Below are 16,872 nucleotides of genomic sequence, written 5' to 3' on the forward strand. Positions count from 1 at the left end.
CCATGATTATCTCACTCATCCCTAAACTCTTTCGGCGTCATACCAAATTCTTTTTTAAAGATAGAGTAAAAATATTGCAAGGATGGATAGCCACACATCACGGATATTTCTTGTATCGCAAGTGTTGTGGTGGCTAATAAATTTTGAGCCCGTTTGAGCTTTTCTTCATAAATAACCGTATGAATTGTCTTGCCGATCTCTTTTTTAAAGCGTTGTTCTAAATTAGAACGAGACATATTAACCGCATCTAAAACTTGCTCCGTTTTTATCCCCTTGCAAGCATTGTAATAAATATAATGCATAGCCTGTACAACGGTAGGATCGTTAAATGAATGGAAATCTGTTGAACGACGCTCAACAATTTTAACAGGGGGTACTAATATTCTTTGCTGTTTATCTGTTGAGTGCCCTTCTAATGTTTGATGTAAAAGCTTTGCTGCTAAATATCCCATTTGCCGTGAGCCTTGTACAACAGATGAAAGTGCAATGCGCGATAAATAACGAGTCATATCTTCGTCATCAATACCGATAATGCTTATTTCTTCAGGCACATTAATATTTAAATTATCGCAGACTTGCAGTAAATGACGCGCTCTTGCATCGGTGACTGCAATAATCCCTGTTTGTGGGGGTAATGTTTGTATCCAATCGGATAAACGGTTTTGCGCATGTTGCCAATTTTCTTGGGTAATATCCATGCCGTTATAAACAATGCCTGGATATTTTTCACTGGTAACTAATTGACGAAATGCATGCTCTCGTTCATTAGACCAATGAGGGTGATCTTTGGCTGGTAAACCATAAAAAGCAAAGTGTTTAAGCCCTTTTTGCTTTAAATGTAAAAAGGCTTGCTGGACTAATTCATAATTATCTGTGGCGATATAAGGTACAGATGGATAATTTTCTTCTTGATGATAAGAACCACCCACACCAATAACCGCTAATGGTAATTGGCTTAAATGTTTTGTAATAATGGGATCATCAAAATCAGCAATAATACCATCACAGACCCAACGGTTTATATTATCAAGCCGAGTACGAAAATCCTCTTCAATAAATACATCCCAATGACACTGTGATGCTTGAAGATATTCTCCAACACCCTCAACCACTTGTCGGTCATACACTTTATTAGCGTTGAATAACAGCACAATACGAAAGTATTTATCTTTTTTCATTTTACTCTACCTAATTACCCAGCCAGGCATTAAACCACAGCTTTAATTTTGCTAGAACTTGCTTTCATCGCTATGTGACTACTATCACACAAGCCAAATTTCGTAATAGCAAAGTAAAAAATAGGAATAACCAATGTTAATAACAACGAGTATTTTGTTTTTAAACCCGATTGCCGAGGAGATTTCTCATGTATCAGAATAACTTTAATAAATTAATTTCTAGGCAAAATACCTATAGTGCAAAATGGTGTAATAGTAACGCCAATGTTATCCCGTTATCTGTTGCAGATATGGATATTCCTGCGCCTGATTTTATTATTAATGAACTCACTCAATTTAATCTTAAAGGCATTTATGGCTATACCGACCTGAGCCATGATTGGAATAATGTTGCTGCCAATTGGTTTAAAACGCAATATCAGTGGGTTGTTGCCTCTGAGACGATTGTGTTTTGTCCTCGTATTATTCAAGCGGTTTCGCTTTATATTCAAAACTTTACGCAAATGGGCGATAAAGTCACGACGCTGTCACCAGCTTATCATCCTATTAGCAATGCCGTTTGTGTCAATCAACGTGAACTATTAGAAAGTCCGTTGATTTATCGTGACGGCTATTATGAAATTGATTTTGATGACTTGGAAAGTAAGTTTAAACAGTCTGTCTGCTTTATTTTGCTATCGCCACATAACCCAACAGGAACGGTATGGCAAAAAAGTGACTTATTAAAAATAGCGGAACTTGCGCAAAAATATCAGGTTTTTATTATTTCTGATGATGTGCATGCAGATTTTATTTTTGATGACGCAACTTATCACCCTATTTCATCAGTAAATACATATGTAGAACAACACTCCTTTATTTGCACTTCTCCCGCTAAAACATTCAATTTAGCTGGCCTTGAAGTTGCCAATATTGTTATTGCCAATCCTGAATATCGTGAAAAATTCAAGCAATGCTTAATTGCTGCGGGTATTCATAATCCTGGCTATTTTTCAGTACCCGCTTTTTTACAAGCCTATACCTTACAAGGCCAACAGTGGGTTGGTGAATTAAAAATGTACCTTGCTGATAACCGTCGTTGGGTAAAAGAACAATGTGAACGTTACTTTCCTAATTGGGTTATCACTCAAAGTCATGGCACCTACATGCTATGGATCAACTACCAAAAGATGCAGTTATCTGAAGAACAACTAAAACATTGGTTTGTTTCATTAGCTGAAGTGGAAATGAGTTGGGGGCGTGGTTTTGGTGCGGTTGGGGATGGTTTTTTCCGCATTAATATCGCGACACCTCGTTCAATATTAGAAACCGTTTTCACTCGGCTTATTCGTACCTTACCTCACGCCAGTTTGGAATAAATTACAATGAAAACGCAAACGATAAACAGCCCGAGAACACCTACATTACTCGAATCACTCTTTCCTATATTCACCATGGTGGTGCTATTAGGTGGAGGCTACGCTGCTTTTGATTTACCACCAGAGCCTTTAATGGTGCTATCTACAGTTGTAGCAGCGCTATTAGTAAAACGATTAGGATATCGCTATGACGAGATCTTAACGGCAATCTCACAAAAAATTGCTAAAACCATGCCCGCATTGTTAATTTTAATCAGCGTGGGCTTATTAATAGGCACATGGATGATTGGTGGCACCATTCCACTGATGATCTATTATGGCTTAAAAATGATCAGCCCAGAAATGCTTTATGTTACGGCATTATTGGTTACATCATTAGTGTCAGTCTGTACGGGAACGTCATGGGGTTCTGCGGGAACCATCGGTGTTGCCTTTATGGGCGTTGCCGTCGGTATGGATGCTAACCTTGCTGCAACCGCTGGTGCCGTCGTTGCCGGTGCTTATTTTGGTGACAAATTATCACCATTATCAGGTGATACCAATCTTGCTGCAATGGCAGCGAGGATCGACCTTTATCAGCATATCTGGCACTTACTTTATACCACGCTACCTTCTCTGATTTTAACCGCGATTGTAATGACGGTTTATGGCATGAATGGTGATTTAGCCGGTCAAGGTGTGCCAGAAAAAGTGACATTAATTACAAATGGTCTTGAGAGTGTTTATAACTTCAATCTGATCCTTCTCATTCCTGTATTAGTGATTTTATATGGTTCAGTAACGAAGAAACCCACAATCCCAGTGATGTTAGCTTCTGCTGCAATCGCGATGTTTAACGCCTATCTTATTCAAGGTTTTGGATTACATGACATCGTAAAAAGTGCAGTTGATGGCTTTAATGTCTCGATGATCCAAGATAAAGAAGTCCCTGAATTATTAGGTAACTTATTAAATCGTGGTGGCATGAACTCAATGATGAGCACCTTGCTTATCTGTTTCTGCGCCCTCTCTTTTGCCGGTACTTTATCGTTAAGTGGTGCATTAGAAGTAATTGTCCATGCATTGTTAAAAATGGTTCACTCAACAGGTTCAATGATCTTAGCCACAATTGCTTGCGGGCTAACCATGATTGGCGTGACCTGTAATGGACAAATCTCAATCCTTATTCCTATCGAAATGTTACGCGGTGCCTATATCGAACGAGGATTACACCCTAAAAACCTCGCTCGTACTGTCGAAGACTCCGCCACTATCTTTGAACCTATTTTACCGTGGACAGCCGCAGGGGCTTATATGGCAGGTACGTTAGGTGTTGCAACCTTAAATTACTTACCTTGGGCCGTATTGTGCTGGAGTGGCATCTTCTTTGCCATGTTGTGGGGTTTCACGGGCTTTGGCATTGCCAAATTAACACCAGAAGAGCAGGAAGAAATGACTGCTGAGCTTGAATCACATTCAGAATTACAACTTGATACTAAATAAGGACGGTTCCATGTCTTACTTTGATAAAATTGAACAAATTCAATATGAAGGCACAACAAGCGATAACCCATTAGCGTTTCGTTACTATAATCCTGATGAGATTATTTTAGGTAAGCGAATGGAAGATCACCTAAGATTTGCGGCTTGTTATTGGCATAACTTCTGCTGGAATGGTTCTGATATGTTCGGTATCGGTACTTTTGATAGACCGTGGCAAACGCCGGGTGAAGCCTTAGAGCAAGCAAAACGCAAAGCCGATGTTGCCTTTGAGTTCTTTCATAAGCTCAATGTTCCTTTCTACTGTTTTCATGATGTCGATGTTATTTCTGAAGGTAATAACATCAATGAATATATCTCTAATATGGCGGCAATCACCGATGTATTAGCGAGAAAACAAGAAGAAACCAACGTTAAGTTATTATGGGGAACGGCAAACTGCTTCACTAATCCTCGTTATGGTGCAGGTGCGGCAACTAACCCAGATCCTGACGTTTTTGCATGGGCAGCGACACAAGTCTGTGAAGCGATGGAAGCGACAAAAACACTGGGTGGCGAAAACTATGTATTATGGGGCGGACGCGAAGGCTACGAAACGCTATTAAACACGGATTTACGCCAAGAAAGAGAGCAAATTGGCCGTTTTATGCAGATGGTTGTTGAACACAAACATAAAATTGGTTTCCAAGGCACATTATTGATTGAACCAAAACCACAAGAGCCGACAAAACATCAGTATGATTACGATACTGCGACTGTTTATGGTTTCTTAAAACAGTTTGGCCTTGAAAAAGAAGTCAAAGTAAACATTGAAGCAAACCACGCTACATTGGCGGGACATAGCTTCCACCATGAAATTGCCACTGCCATTGCGCTAGGAATTTTAGGCTCAGTCGATGCTAACCGTGGCGATCCACAATTAGGTTGGGATACAGACCAATTCCCAAATAGTGTAGAAGAAAATGCACTCGTGATGTATGAAATTCTTAAATCAGGTGGCTTTACAACGGGTGGTTTAAACTTTGATGCTAAAGTTCGTCGTCAAAGTAATGATAAATATGACCTTTTCTATGGGCATATTTCAGGAATGGACACGATGGCAATGGCGTTACGCATTGCGGCAAGAATGATCCAAGATGGTGGACTTGATAAATTCACTGCACAGCGCTATTCAGGTTGGAGTGCGGAGTTTGGTCAAAATATCTTACAAGGTAAATTAAGCCTTGAAGATGTGGCGAAATATGCACAAAGCAATACCCTAGCGCCACAGTTGCAAAGTGGACGCCAAGAAATGCTCGAAAGCTTAGTGAATCGCTATATTTTTGGTTAATAGCATCAATGTAATAACACAGCGGGTTTTCCGCTGTGTTTATTAATTAGATACAGGTCATGAGGTAACTTCATGTATTTAGGGCTAGATTTAGGCACATCAAGCGTTAAAGCGATCATAATGAATGAACAAGGTGACGTTGTCACTAGCTATTCAGTTCCTTTAGCAATTTCACGCCTTCACCCTCAATGGTCAGAACAAGATCCACTACAATGGTGGCAAGCGACAGAAGAAGCTATCCTTCAGCTTGGATGTCATTTTCCAATGGATCAAATTGAGGCGATTGGATTAAGCGGACAGATGCATGGCGCCGTTTTGCTTGATGATCAGCAAGCGGTTTTACGTCCTGCAATATTATGGAACGATGGACGCAGTTTTAAACAGTGCCAAATGCTTGAGGCGCAATATCCTCAGTTTAAAAAAATCACGGGTAACTTAGTTATGCCCGGCTTTACTGCGCCAAAACTACAATGGGTTGCTGCACATGAGCCTGAAATCTTTCAACGCATTGCACATGTTTTATTACCTAAAGATTTTTTACGTTGGAAGATGAGCGGTAATTTCGCCAGTGATATGTCAGATTCAGCTGGTACGCTTTGGTTAGATATGCAAAAGCGAGATTGGAGTGATGAGCTTTTAAAGGCAACAGGATTAACGCGTCGTCAAATGCCCACGTTGTTTGAAGGTAATCAAATAACGGGCTATCTATTGGCTGATATCGCTAAAAAATGGCAGATGAAACAAGTACCTATTATTGCTGGTGGCGGCGATAATGCAGCAGGTGCAATTGGCGTGGGTGTTTATCAACCAGGTCAGGCAATGCTTTCTTTAGGTACGTCGGGTGTTTATTTTGTGGTGAGTGAACAGTTTCTCCAAAATAGTGATAATGCCGTACACAGTTTTTGTCATGCATTACCTAATACTTGGCATTTAATGTCGGTGATGCTGAGTGCTGCATCATGTCTTGATTGGGTGTGTCAACTAACAGGTATTGAGAGTGTGAATGCGATGTTTGAAGAAGTTGAACACGCTACTTTTGCTGATAGCCCTCTACTTTTTTTACCTTATCTTTCAGGTGAACGGACACCTTATAACAACCCTAATGCGAAAGGTATCTTTTGGGGATTAACCCATGAGCATCAACGAGCTGATTTATGCCAAGCGGTTCTAGAAGGAGTGAGTTTTGCGTTACGGCAAGGTATTGAAGTTGCTGAAAATGCAGGTCAATCAGCTGATAATATTACATTAATTGGTGGTGGAGCCAGAAGTGAATATTGGCGACAACTGCTTGCTGATATTACAGGAAAAACACTTGATTATCGCCAAGGCGGTGATGTTGGCCCGGCTCTTGGTGCAGCAAGATTGGCTCAATTTGCGGTAAATCCCACACATTCATCACAAGTTATTCTTTCTCAACCTAAGCTTAAAAAACGTCATACACCAAATTTAGAAAAACATAAAATATACGATAAAAAATATCATGCATTTAAAAAGTTATATTCATTAATAGAGACGATGGAAATATAACAATATTGCGTCAATATCAGGGTAAAAAATAGCGCTAACCTTTTAAAGGTTGGCGTTATTTTTTGTGCTCTACTGTATTTAAGGTAACTTCTTGCTAGTAATCGAACTTACTAGCAAGGCAAAAAATTAACGATATCCCCGACTGTGGTTTTTGGCTGACCAACTGTAGGTTTCATCACTCGGGGCTAGTTTTTGTTTTTTCTTGAGGGCTTGTGCTTTTTTGGTGGCTTTTTCAACTTCGAGGGAGATTTCGGTAATAATGGAGTCTTTGACTTTGTTCATTTCAGCATTCGTTAATTCACGCCCTAATTTCTTTCTCTCTTGACCTATTCGGGTTCTTACTCGCATTTGTTGGGCATCTGTCATTTCTTGGAGTGTCAGTTTCTTCATTCTATTACCCTACTTATGTTGAGTGAGGAGTCTTTAATATAGCATTATCCCGTTATTGCATCATCACTATATTCTTAAATTTAGATCGCTATTTTATTGAAGATCCATTACGCCTTAAAAAAGCGCGTAATGGATGAAGTTTAATAACGAACTTAAATAATTAAATTAATTTCAAAAAGGTCACTTTGAATTCATCAATATCTTGTTGTGTTGTTGCCCAAGAAGTACAAAGACGTAAACAACTCAAATTAGGGTCTTCAAGTAAAACACGATGAAAAACAAACTGCTGTGTTAATTTTTCTGCAATCGTGTTTGGTAAAATAACAAAAATTTGGTTAGATTCTGGTGGCGCTAAAAATTCAAAACCTTGTGCAGTAAAGAACTCAGTTAATTGTGATGCCATTTCATTAAGGTGTTTACCTAATTTGAAATAGAGATCATCTTTAAATAAAGCTTCAAATTGCGCGCCTAATAACCAGCCTTTCGCTTGTAATCCACCCTTTTGTTTTAAGCTAAAACGAAAATCAGATTTTAGTGCTGGGTGACAAATCACTAGCGTTTCAGCTGACATTGCACCAATTTTAGTGCCACCAATATAAAAAGCATTGGTTAAGCTAGCGATATCTTCGATAGTCAGATCGCTTTGTGCAGACATTAATCCTGCTGCCAAACGAGCACCATCAAGATATAACCATAAGTTATGCTCGTTACAGAAATCACGCAGTGCTTGCAACTCCGCTTTGCGATAAACCGTACCAATTTCGGTGGCATTCGTAATATAAACAAGCTTAGGTTGAACCCAGTGTTCATCGTTATGTTCAGCGAGAATAGGTTTTAACAATGCGGGCGTTAATTTACCATCTGCCGAAAAAGTGGTGATAACTTTGTGCCCCGTTGCTTCAATAGCACCTGTTTCATGTGTAGCGATATGCCCAGTACTAACAGAAATAACAGCTTGGTGTGGACGTAAAAAATGAGAGATAGCGGTTAAATTAGTAATGGTGCCACCATTAAAAAAGTGAATATCTGCACCAGGTTGTTGAATACGCTGTTTTATTGATTGAGCAGCTTGATGACAAAGCTTATCCATACCATATCCATCATAGCGTTGCCCTATTGTATCAGTGATTGCTTTCATGACCGCAGGATGTGCAATTTCATTATAATCATTTTGGAAGCGGTACATGTGTTCTCCTATCGAATGTTGTGTTTTTATCGTGTTTTATAAAGAAAAACGCCTTACATCTAATCAATACAAAGATTGAATGTAAAGCGCTTTAATATATTGAAAAAGTCAGTTATTTAAAACCGATTATTTGATATTAATTATTTAAAGCAAACCTCGCCCCAACGTGCTAATCCTGCGGTGACAGAGCCAAAATCATTACCTTTAACAATAGGAACATTGGGTAACTGTTGTTCTATTGCTTGGCATAAAATAGGCGAACGAGCCGAACCTCCAGTCATAAAGATAGCGTCCGGTTTTATTCCCCCTTGTTTTACCGCATCATTAACCAATTCAATCATTTTGCTTTTTGGTGATTCAATAGATTCAACCATTTGATCACGTTCAATCGTTAATTCTAAGGTTTCACTTAATAACGCGATATTGGCAATATATTCAGGAGAATCTGATAAGGCAATTTTGGCTTCTTCAGCACGTCGAACAATGCTGTAACCCAAGGTTTCATTATAGACTTCAATAAGGCGTGTTATTTTTTCAGGCTCTTTTGCGTCCCGTCTTAACTGATTTAATACAGCAAGGTTTTGACGAGAATAAAAATCTTTTTGAGCTTCTACATTATTAATCGCAATAGGATCCCAGAACTGTTTCAGAGGTAATTTAATACCTGAAGACGTTAACCCTGTCATACCAAATAATGGCATAAGCTGTTTAAAAGCAAGGTAAATATCAAGATCATTACCACCAACACGTTGTCCACTATGCGCAAGTAATGTGTTTGAACGGTCGGTTTTACCTTGATAACTTGGCCCCATTTGAATTAATGAGCAGTCAGTTGTACCACCACCAATATCAACGATTAATACAGTTTGGTCTTTAGTTAACGTCGACTCATATTCAAGTCCGGCAGCAACAGGTTCAAATTCAAACATAATATTCTTAAAGCCAGCTCTTTTAGCTGCACGGATAAGAATGCTTTCAGCTTGCCTATTTGAAGCATCGCCACCTAACCCATTAAAGTTAATAGGTTTGCCAATAACGGTATCTGTGATCGCTTCTTGTGTGCTTTTTTCTGCTTGGTGCTTAATATTTGCCATCATGGCGCAAACTAAATCTTCAAAGAAGCTAATTTGTATCTCATGTAGGCCTGATGCACCTAAAAAGGATTTAGGTGATTTAACGTAATAGACATCACGAGGATCACGTAGGTATAAACTTAATGCAGATTGTCCGAAAAGAATATCTTCAGGAACTAATTCAATATCTTCTTCTCGATTAAACGCGATCGATTTTCTCAGTAATTGTTCGCCAACTTCACTGGACGGTTTAATATTTAAATGGCGAAATAAGTGCTCAGAAACGGATTCACGGGTTGGCGCACAAAGGGTTGATGGAATATACACATCATTACCTTCTAAAGGCAAAAGAGTGGGTTTTCCCTCTTTCATCATTGCAACAGAACAATTCGATGTTCCGTAGTCAAAGCCAATAAACATTTAGCCTCCCCAATAGACTTCATTAAAAAAAGACTGAGCACTCTACATCAAGCTTTTTGTAATTACCATCAGATTATGTGGCTTGAAAGAGAGAAAATAAGTGAAATTATTCAGCATATTAGAGGCTTAGATAATAGAGTTGCTATTTAGATCGGATATAAAGTAATTTTTATCACAACTCATCGTTATTGTTAAATTGGGTTTTAATCCACCTAAATAACAGTCAACCGAGTCGGTAAATAAATGAAATAAACACCCTACCGCAATGGCTTTTAATTTCCATGAGGGTAAAAACCATATGCCTAAGTAAATTAAAGCTGCCCAACTGGTATGTAATGGGTGAAAACCCACGCTACAACGGTTGGGATCAAAAATAGGTGTTGCTAACAAATGGTCAATATCAATAGCCATTGTTCCTATCATAAGAAGTGAGGCTATCTTCCAATTCTTACGCCAGAAAAGATAGCCTAATAAAATAGGGGCTAAAAAGTGCAAGCTGTAATGTAAAAGCGTTCTAAAAATCTCAAATATCACATAAACCTCGTAACAGTATCCATCACATGCTCTTAAGAGTATAGTAGTCAATCTTTCAGCCAGACTAGATATAACAATTTTTATTATGGAATCAGCGTTTTCTGCTCAAAATATTCGACATATTCTTGCTAATAACACACCTATTATTGATGTGCGTGCGCCTATTGAATTTAATCAAGGCTCGATCCCTAATGCTATCAATTTGCCTTTAATGAATGATGAAGAACGTGCTGCTGTGGGGACTTGTTATAAACAGCAAGGTTCACAAAAAGCGGTTGATTTAGGGCATCAATTGGTGAGTGGTGAAATTCGTAACAACCGTATTGCAGCTTGGCGTGAAGCTTGTGAGCAATTTCCCAATGGTTATATTTGCTGTGCTCGAGGAGGAATGCGTTCTCATATAGTTCAGCAATGGCTTAAAGAAATAGGTATAGATTATCCATTAATAGAAGGTGGATATAAGGCGTTAAGACAGACTGTTATTGAAATGACCAATGAATTGGTTCAACGGCCTATTATCTTAATTGGTGGATGTACCGGTAATGGAAAAACGACTTTAGTGCGTTCATTACCTGAGGGTATTGACCTTGAAGGTATTGCACACCATCGAGGTTCATCTTTTGGCCGCACTGTAGAAGAACAATTTCCTCAAGCCACATTTGAAAACCATCTTGGTGTTGAAATGTTGCAGAAAGCACCGAAATATACACGATGGGTACTAGAGGATGAAGGTCGTGCTATTGGCGCCAATGGATTACCTGAATGTTTACGAGCAAAAATGGTTGAGGCTTCAATAGTTGTTGTTGATGATCCCTTTGAACGACGCATAGAACGTTTGAAAGCAGAATATTTTGATCGTATGACACACGATTTTTTAGATGTTTATGGCGAAAATGAAGGCTGGCAAGCTTATAGTGATTATTTACATCATGGGCTATTTGCAATACGTCGTCGATTAGGCTCTCAAAGAGCCTCTGAATTAACTCAATTACTTGATAAAGCATTAGAAACACAAAAAATGAGTGGTAATACAGAAGCGCATTTTTCTTGGTTAACCCCTTTACTTAAAGAGTATTACGATCCTATGTATCGTTATCAATTAAGTAAAAAGGAAGATAAAATTATTTACCAAGGAAGTTATGAAGAAGTCATGCAGTGGTTTAAAAATTAGTAGATAGCTAAGATTTCTTGTATTAAATGCGTATACCAAAGAAAAGCCCCGTAAATTTATGTTACGGGGCTTTTTTTAGCAATAATCAGCGGTATTACCTATTTCTTAGTACAATATAACCTTATTCCTAAGATAATCATTAAACCAAAGAAAAAAGGAACGGCCAAAGAAAGCTCAAGAAAAATAAACCGATTAATGTTAATTCCCTGCCCCTTATTTGAGAGTTGTAAAGCTAAAGGCAAAGCACATAATCCAGATAGAAAGCCAATTCCAATTAAGCGATATAACTTAGTGCGGTTTTCTTTTTGTGTTGGGTAGTCTTGTTTGTGCTGATATTGAATGTATTTCCAACATAAATAAAGAAGCCCTAATAAAGAGCCTAAATGTTGTAATAATTTATAAATAGCAATCTCTTGGCTATCTGTCATTCCTTGTAATAATTGTGCTTGTAGTACAGAAAAAAGCCTGACAGCGGTTCCTGTTTCGTGGGTAAAAGAATCCCACACAATATGTGTTACCGCGCCAATATACAGGGATAAAACAAATAGACTTAATGCCCGAATATTAGGTTTTATCGGCTCATATAAAGGAACTGGTGATACGCACTTTAATGGAGCTCGCAGTAAATAATTTAGAGTAAAGACCAGTAAACAAAAAGGAAATGCAGTATAAAACCAGCCTAATAAATCATGTGCCGTTGTGGCTGATTGATATAAACCAAAAGAATAAAGTAAATCGGGTGAGGTGCTTCCTACAACGAGTGCGGGTAAATTGAGATATTTACCTATTCGGGACTGTTTTAAAGGGAAAACAATAGCAGGATGTGAAAAAGTCCACGGCATAGGTGTATCTCTATAAAATGGAAAAATAGTGTCGAAATTTAGTGCGAGTATATCAGCAGATTAGCTAAACTTTATCTGATATCACAACGATTATTAAGATTAAAGTAATTCATGGTGGTTAATACAAAAACGCCACTAATGGTGAGAGCATTAATGCTGTAATGATCCTAAACTTTGATAATAAGATAAATATATTATTTCCAAAATGGAAATTAGAGATTGCTTTTTTGTCATTAGGTTTCAGTTTCTTTGACGACTAGAATGCCTCTTCATCAGAATAATTGAGGTGGCAGGATGACAAAATATATCCTTTTTAGCTTTTGTTTAGTGCTGATTTACCCTCTTGGTGTGGATTTACATTTAACAGGTTTAACGGCAATAGCGAATGATTTAGACGCATCAGAAGCGACATTACATCAAGCTTTTTCAATTTATTTAATGGGTATGGTTTCATCCATGTTAGTTGCAGGATGGTGTAGTGATAATTTAGGGCGTAAGCCCATTGTATTGCTTGGAACAGTTATTTTCTTATTGGCATCATTTAATGCGGGAATTTCTGTAACGGAAAATAATTTTTTGATTGCACGTTTTTTCCAAGGTATTGGGGCTGGGTTTTGTTACGTTGTTACTTTTGCGATATTACGAGATACATTAGCTGAAAAACAACGCGCTAAAGTCCTTTCTATGATAAATGGTATTACTTGTATTATTCCAGTATTAGCCCCTGTTTTAGGTTTTCTGATCTTATTAAAATTTAAATGGCCAGTGATGTTTTATGCTATGGCAATCTATGCGCTATTAATCTTTATTTATTGTTTCTTTGGAATAAAAGAAACTAAACCAAAACAGTGGGCTAAAAATAAAAATAACACAATCACTGGTGAGTCTTTCTTAAATAGTTTCTTTTTAAGTCGTTTGCTTATTTCGTGCTTGGGAATGAGCGTGATCCTGACTTATGTTAATATCTCTCCAATCGTGATTATGCAACAAATGCATTACACCACTGGGCAGTATTCAACAGCAATTACATTGCTTTCAATGGTCAGTATGGCAACGTCGTTTATGATGCCTAAAATTTTAACAAAACTTCGTTATGAAACCATTTTATATACTGGCTTATCGAGCTTTTTAGGTGCAGTTATTTTTCTTTTTATTGGAAAAAACAGTGATCCTCGTTGGTTCTTTACTTCATTTTCATTATGTGGTGCGGGGTTTGCGTTGTTATTTGGTATTATAATGAGCCAAGCGCTCTCTCCATTTAGTCAGCGTGCAGGGCTTGCCAGTTCGATTTTAGGGATTTCGCAATTGAGTTTTGCATCTCTCTATATCTGGACTATGGGATGGTTGGGAATATCTGCAATTAATATGCTGATGGTTATATTGTCTGCTAGTTGCCTTATTGGTTTTACCTTTTTGCATCTCTTTCGTTCTTCTGGACAACAACAAAAGGTGAATTGTGATGCATAAGCCATTACATCGAATAGACTTGAATTTATTAGTTATTTTTCAAATTCTTTTACAAGAGCGCAGTGTTACATTAACTGCAAAATGGTTGTCTATTTCGCCTTCAGCAGTAAGTAAAGCATTGGCTAAATTACGGATTTGGTTTGATGATCCCCTTTTCGTTCGTAGCCCTCAAGGATTAATTCCAACACCTTTGACATTAAGTATTGAAGAGTCTCTTTCTGATTTTATTAATATTGGTAACCATATCGCGAGCAAGCAAAATAGCGAAACGCCTAAAGGTGTTCATTTCAGTTTAATATTAGAATCTCCTTTACATCAGGTACTACTTAATCAATTTCCTTTGGAAATATTGAATTATTATCCTCAATCAATGGTGCAAATACGAAATTGGGAATATAACTCGCTATCAAGCATTATTGATGGTGATGCTGATATTGCTTTTTTAGGTCGTGAATATTATTCAGGCTCTAAAGAGGCGTTACATTTATTACCTGAAGTCATCGATTGTGAAGAGCTTTTTCGTGATACACCATTGGTTTATGTTCGAAAAGATCATCCTTTATTAAATGAACCCTGGAATTTAGAGACATTTTTGCACTATTCTCACATTTCAACAGAATATGATAAACGTGCTCATTGGGCACTAGATGATATATTGGCAGAGCATGGGCGTTTACGTAATATAGCGATAACTTACACGTCATTTGAGCAAACTTTATTTACGATTTCTCAACCTAATCATGAACTCATTACTTGTTTGCCTGGATATTGTGTCCATTATATCTCACGAGTTTTACCTAATTTAGTAACATTGCCTATCCCTCTACCACATAGTGTTTCTGAACAACTTGATATTTCATTTATTTTACTATGGCATAAACGCCATGCGTATAATTCTAAAGTGCTGTGGTTAAGAGAAACTATCAAAAATAGTGTTAATCAGTTTATGCAGAAAAATACTCATTAAAAGTTTTACTGCTATTTAAAATAGAAAAAGGTGCAAATGCACCCTCTTCTATTTCTTCTATTTTACTTTTTAAATTTAGATGAGAAAAATCATAACCCCATAATTTGTCTATTTTTAGGATAAGAAAGGGTGTAATTTAGAGGTAATGATTTTTCCTCTTTTGCACCTAATGTGATATTCCATTTAATTTCGCCAGTATCTTTGTCAAGTACGCCATCTTTATAAACCGCATCTGCTACATTGATATTGTTTTCCTGACTCAGTGGTAGCTGATCGTAAATAGTTACTTTTACAGGAGAATTGTAAGTGTTTCTTACTTTAATGGTATAACTCTCTTTTTGTTCAATCGTTGTACCAATAAAGATAGGCTCTTTTCTTATCTTCTCATTGTTAATACGGCTAATTTGAATGTTTTTATCTATTCCAAATGGAATGCTAAGTAACTCTGTTAATTCGTTAGTATTAATATAACTATTACCAACAAAGCTATTCATATAATAGATATTCGCACGACCATTGAGTAAATTTAAATTTTCCCAATCTTTCACTTCAGCTTGTAAATAAACTTCTTCAACTAATTTTGGCGTTGTTAAATAGCGATAATCTGCAACAACTTCTTTTTGATTAATCACTAATGTATTAGGCTCTGTGCTATTTTTTAAGGTGTAAGGTAACGCGATAGCATGGCTTAAATTAATACCATTATTATTGGTTGTTACGTAACGAGTTACACCTTTACTTAATTGCTCTCTTGGTGCTTCATTCATTGCCTCTGACACGGGAGCTGGCATTGCCATCTTCATATCTATATTAGAATTTCTGAATTTCGCAGTGTTATTATAAAGAGATAAATACCAAGGTGATAATGTTGGCGCAGTGATATTAAGTGATGGGTTAGTTGATGTTAAAACCAGTTTGACTTTATCCCAATTTAGGCCTGTATTTTGAATAACATCCGCCTTGTAGGTAAGTAATATCGGCTTATCCATTCCTTGGCTTCGAATATCATAAGCGGGTGACCATCCCGCATCTGGTGTTATATAAGAAATACGCATTTTACTGGTTAGGTTTTTTGATGTGCCTAAAGATAAAACAATTTGTGTTTTCTCTTTTGCAATAATTGGCATATCAATTTCTAATTGTCGGTTTAATTCTTCTAATTTCTCAGTGAGTTCAGCTATCTCTTCTCGAGCAGCTTTTTGTTGATTAAGTATAGATGTCATTTTTTGGCTAATAAAATCAAACTTTTGTGATGAGTGTTCTAATGACTGAGTTTCGCCATAGCCAAAAAATGATTGATCTTTAAGTAATGCAATTTGCTCATCACCCACATTAATATTGATGTTTAATACTTCAATTCTCTTATTGATATCTTTCTGTTTTTCCATCAATACTGCAATTGCAGAGGGATAACTAGGGGCAATAGGAATTTTTTTAACGTTAATGGTGTTAATAATCACATCGTCATTATCAATGCTAATTGACAAGCTTTTAGGATCAATATTGTTTGCAATATTAGATAAAACAACTTCACTCTGCCCAGCGGGTAAATTGAGAGTTACGTTATTATCGAGTTCAGCACCCCGTAGAAAAATAGTTGCTTGATTGAGTTTTATATCATAATTAAGCGGTTTTGTGTGATCTACCGAGTTGATTTCATTAGCAAAAATACTGGTTGAACTAATAATAGATAACGTAATAAGCGATAGTGTTAGTTTGTTGGGTTTAATCATCATTTTCATTCTATCCATAGTTGATGAGCAGTATTAGTAAGAACGGAAAAATAGAGGTGTACTGTTGTACAAGTATATTTAGATAGTATTGCATCTCTAATAAATTAGATAACAGAATAAACTTAAAGATCTAATAGCGTGAAGGTGAAAAGAATAGATAAAACAGTATATTAGTATTTTTAATTAAATGAATATTTAAATAATAAGGATTATCTTA

The 16,872-nt window shown here is 37.1% G+C and carries 14 protein-coding genes; 7 read left to right on the forward strand and 7 right to left on the reverse strand.

What is annotated here, in order from left to right:
- Positions 1-11: 11 nt before the first annotated feature.
- Positions 12-1,178 carry a XylR family transcriptional regulator gene (locus tag F1325_RS09205; RefSeq protein ID WP_040133172.1) on the reverse strand — a complete coding sequence of 389 codons (1,167 nt, stop codon included), beginning with the start codon at positions 1,176-1,178 and terminating at the stop codon, positions 12-14.
- A 188-nt stretch (positions 1,179-1,366) separates the two neighbouring features.
- Between F1325_RS09205 and F1325_RS09210 the strand changes: the two genes are divergently transcribed.
- The 4 genes from F1325_RS09210 (at position 1,367) to xylB (ending at position 6,872) form a co-directional block, all read left to right on the forward strand.
- Positions 1,367-2,536 carry a MalY/PatB family protein gene (locus tag F1325_RS09210; protein WP_109374023.1) on the forward strand — a complete coding sequence of 390 codons (1,170 nt, stop codon included), beginning with the start codon at positions 1,367-1,369 and terminating at the stop codon, positions 2,534-2,536.
- Positions 2,537-2,542: 6 nt separating this feature from the next.
- Positions 2,543-4,018 carry a Na+/H+ antiporter NhaC gene (gene nhaC / locus F1325_RS09215; protein ID WP_160230343.1) on the forward strand — a complete coding sequence of 492 codons (1,476 nt, stop codon included), beginning with the start codon at positions 2,543-2,545 and terminating at the stop codon, positions 4,016-4,018.
- Positions 4,019-4,028: 10 nt separating this feature from the next.
- A complete protein-coding gene (gene xylA / locus F1325_RS09220) occupies positions 4,029-5,345 on the forward strand; it encodes a xylose isomerase (RefSeq protein WP_109374025.1) in 1,317 nt (438 codons plus the stop codon).
- A 72-nt stretch (positions 5,346-5,417) separates the two neighbouring features.
- Positions 5,418-6,872, forward strand: coding sequence for a xylulokinase (gene xylB / locus F1325_RS09225; protein WP_160230344.1), 1,455 nt, complete (start codon positions 5,418-5,420; stop codon positions 6,870-6,872).
- Between the two features lie 126 nt (positions 6,873-6,998).
- On the opposite strand, the gene F1325_RS09230 is transcribed toward xylB, so the two are convergent.
- From F1325_RS09230 to F1325_RS09245, 4 genes are all read right to left on the reverse strand, one after another.
- Positions 6,999-7,262, reverse strand: coding sequence for a DUF3811 domain-containing protein (locus tag F1325_RS09230; protein WP_040133167.1), 264 nt, complete (start codon positions 7,260-7,262; stop codon positions 6,999-7,001).
- Positions 7,263-7,422: 160 nt separating this feature from the next.
- Positions 7,423-8,448: a threonine aldolase family protein gene (locus F1325_RS09235; RefSeq protein ID WP_160230345.1), complete on the reverse strand. Its 1,026-nt coding sequence runs from the start codon at positions 8,446-8,448 to the stop codon at positions 7,423-7,425.
- A 140-nt stretch (positions 8,449-8,588) separates the two neighbouring features.
- Positions 8,589-9,941 carry a molecular chaperone gene (gene yegD, locus F1325_RS09240; RefSeq protein WP_160230346.1) on the reverse strand — a complete coding sequence of 451 codons (1,353 nt, stop codon included), beginning with the start codon at positions 9,939-9,941 and terminating at the stop codon, positions 8,589-8,591.
- A gap of 126 nt (positions 9,942-10,067) precedes the next feature.
- Entirely contained in the window at positions 10,068-10,475 is a 408-nt protein-coding gene (locus F1325_RS09245; RefSeq protein WP_109374029.1) for a DUF6122 family protein, read from the reverse strand.
- 85 nt (positions 10,476-10,560) lie between these two features.
- Here F1325_RS09245 and mnmH point away from each other — a divergent pair, with 85 nt between their 5' ends.
- Positions 10,561-11,646, forward strand: coding sequence for a tRNA 2-selenouridine(34) synthase MnmH (gene mnmH, locus F1325_RS09250; protein ID WP_109374030.1), 1,086 nt, complete (start codon positions 10,561-10,563; stop codon positions 11,644-11,646).
- 98 nt (positions 11,647-11,744) lie between these two features.
- Here the strand turns inward: mnmH and F1325_RS09255 are convergent, their stop codons facing one another.
- The gene (locus F1325_RS09255; protein ID WP_160230347.1) at positions 11,745-12,488 is read right to left on the reverse strand and encodes a DUF4184 family protein; all 744 of its coding nucleotides are present in this window, start codon (positions 12,486-12,488) and stop codon (positions 11,745-11,747) included.
- 294 nt (positions 12,489-12,782) lie between these two features.
- On the opposite strand from F1325_RS09255, the gene F1325_RS09260 reads away from it, so the two are divergent.
- Both F1325_RS09260 and yidZ read left to right on the forward strand, forming a co-directional pair.
- Complete coding sequence (locus tag F1325_RS09260; RefSeq protein WP_109374032.1) at positions 12,783-13,955, forward strand: MFS transporter; 1,173 nt, start codon at positions 12,783-12,785, stop codon at positions 13,953-13,955.
- Positions 13,948-14,922 carry an HTH-type transcriptional regulator YidZ gene (gene yidZ / locus F1325_RS09265; protein ID WP_167514941.1) on the forward strand — a complete coding sequence of 325 codons (975 nt, stop codon included), beginning with the start codon at positions 13,948-13,950 and terminating at the stop codon, positions 14,920-14,922. Before F1325_RS09260 ends, yidZ begins: the two co-directional genes overlap by 8 nt.
- An 89-nt stretch (positions 14,923-15,011) precedes the next feature.
- On the opposite strand, the gene F1325_RS09270 is transcribed toward yidZ, so the two are convergent.
- Complete coding sequence (locus tag F1325_RS09270; protein WP_160230349.1) at positions 15,012-16,658, reverse strand: DUF4139 domain-containing protein; 1,647 nt, start codon at positions 16,656-16,658, stop codon at positions 15,012-15,014.
- Positions 16,659-16,872 lie beyond the last annotated feature (214 nt).

Source organism: Proteus columbae (assembly GCF_009914335.1).
Lineage (GTDB): Bacteria > Pseudomonadota > Gammaproteobacteria > Enterobacterales > Enterobacteriaceae > Proteus.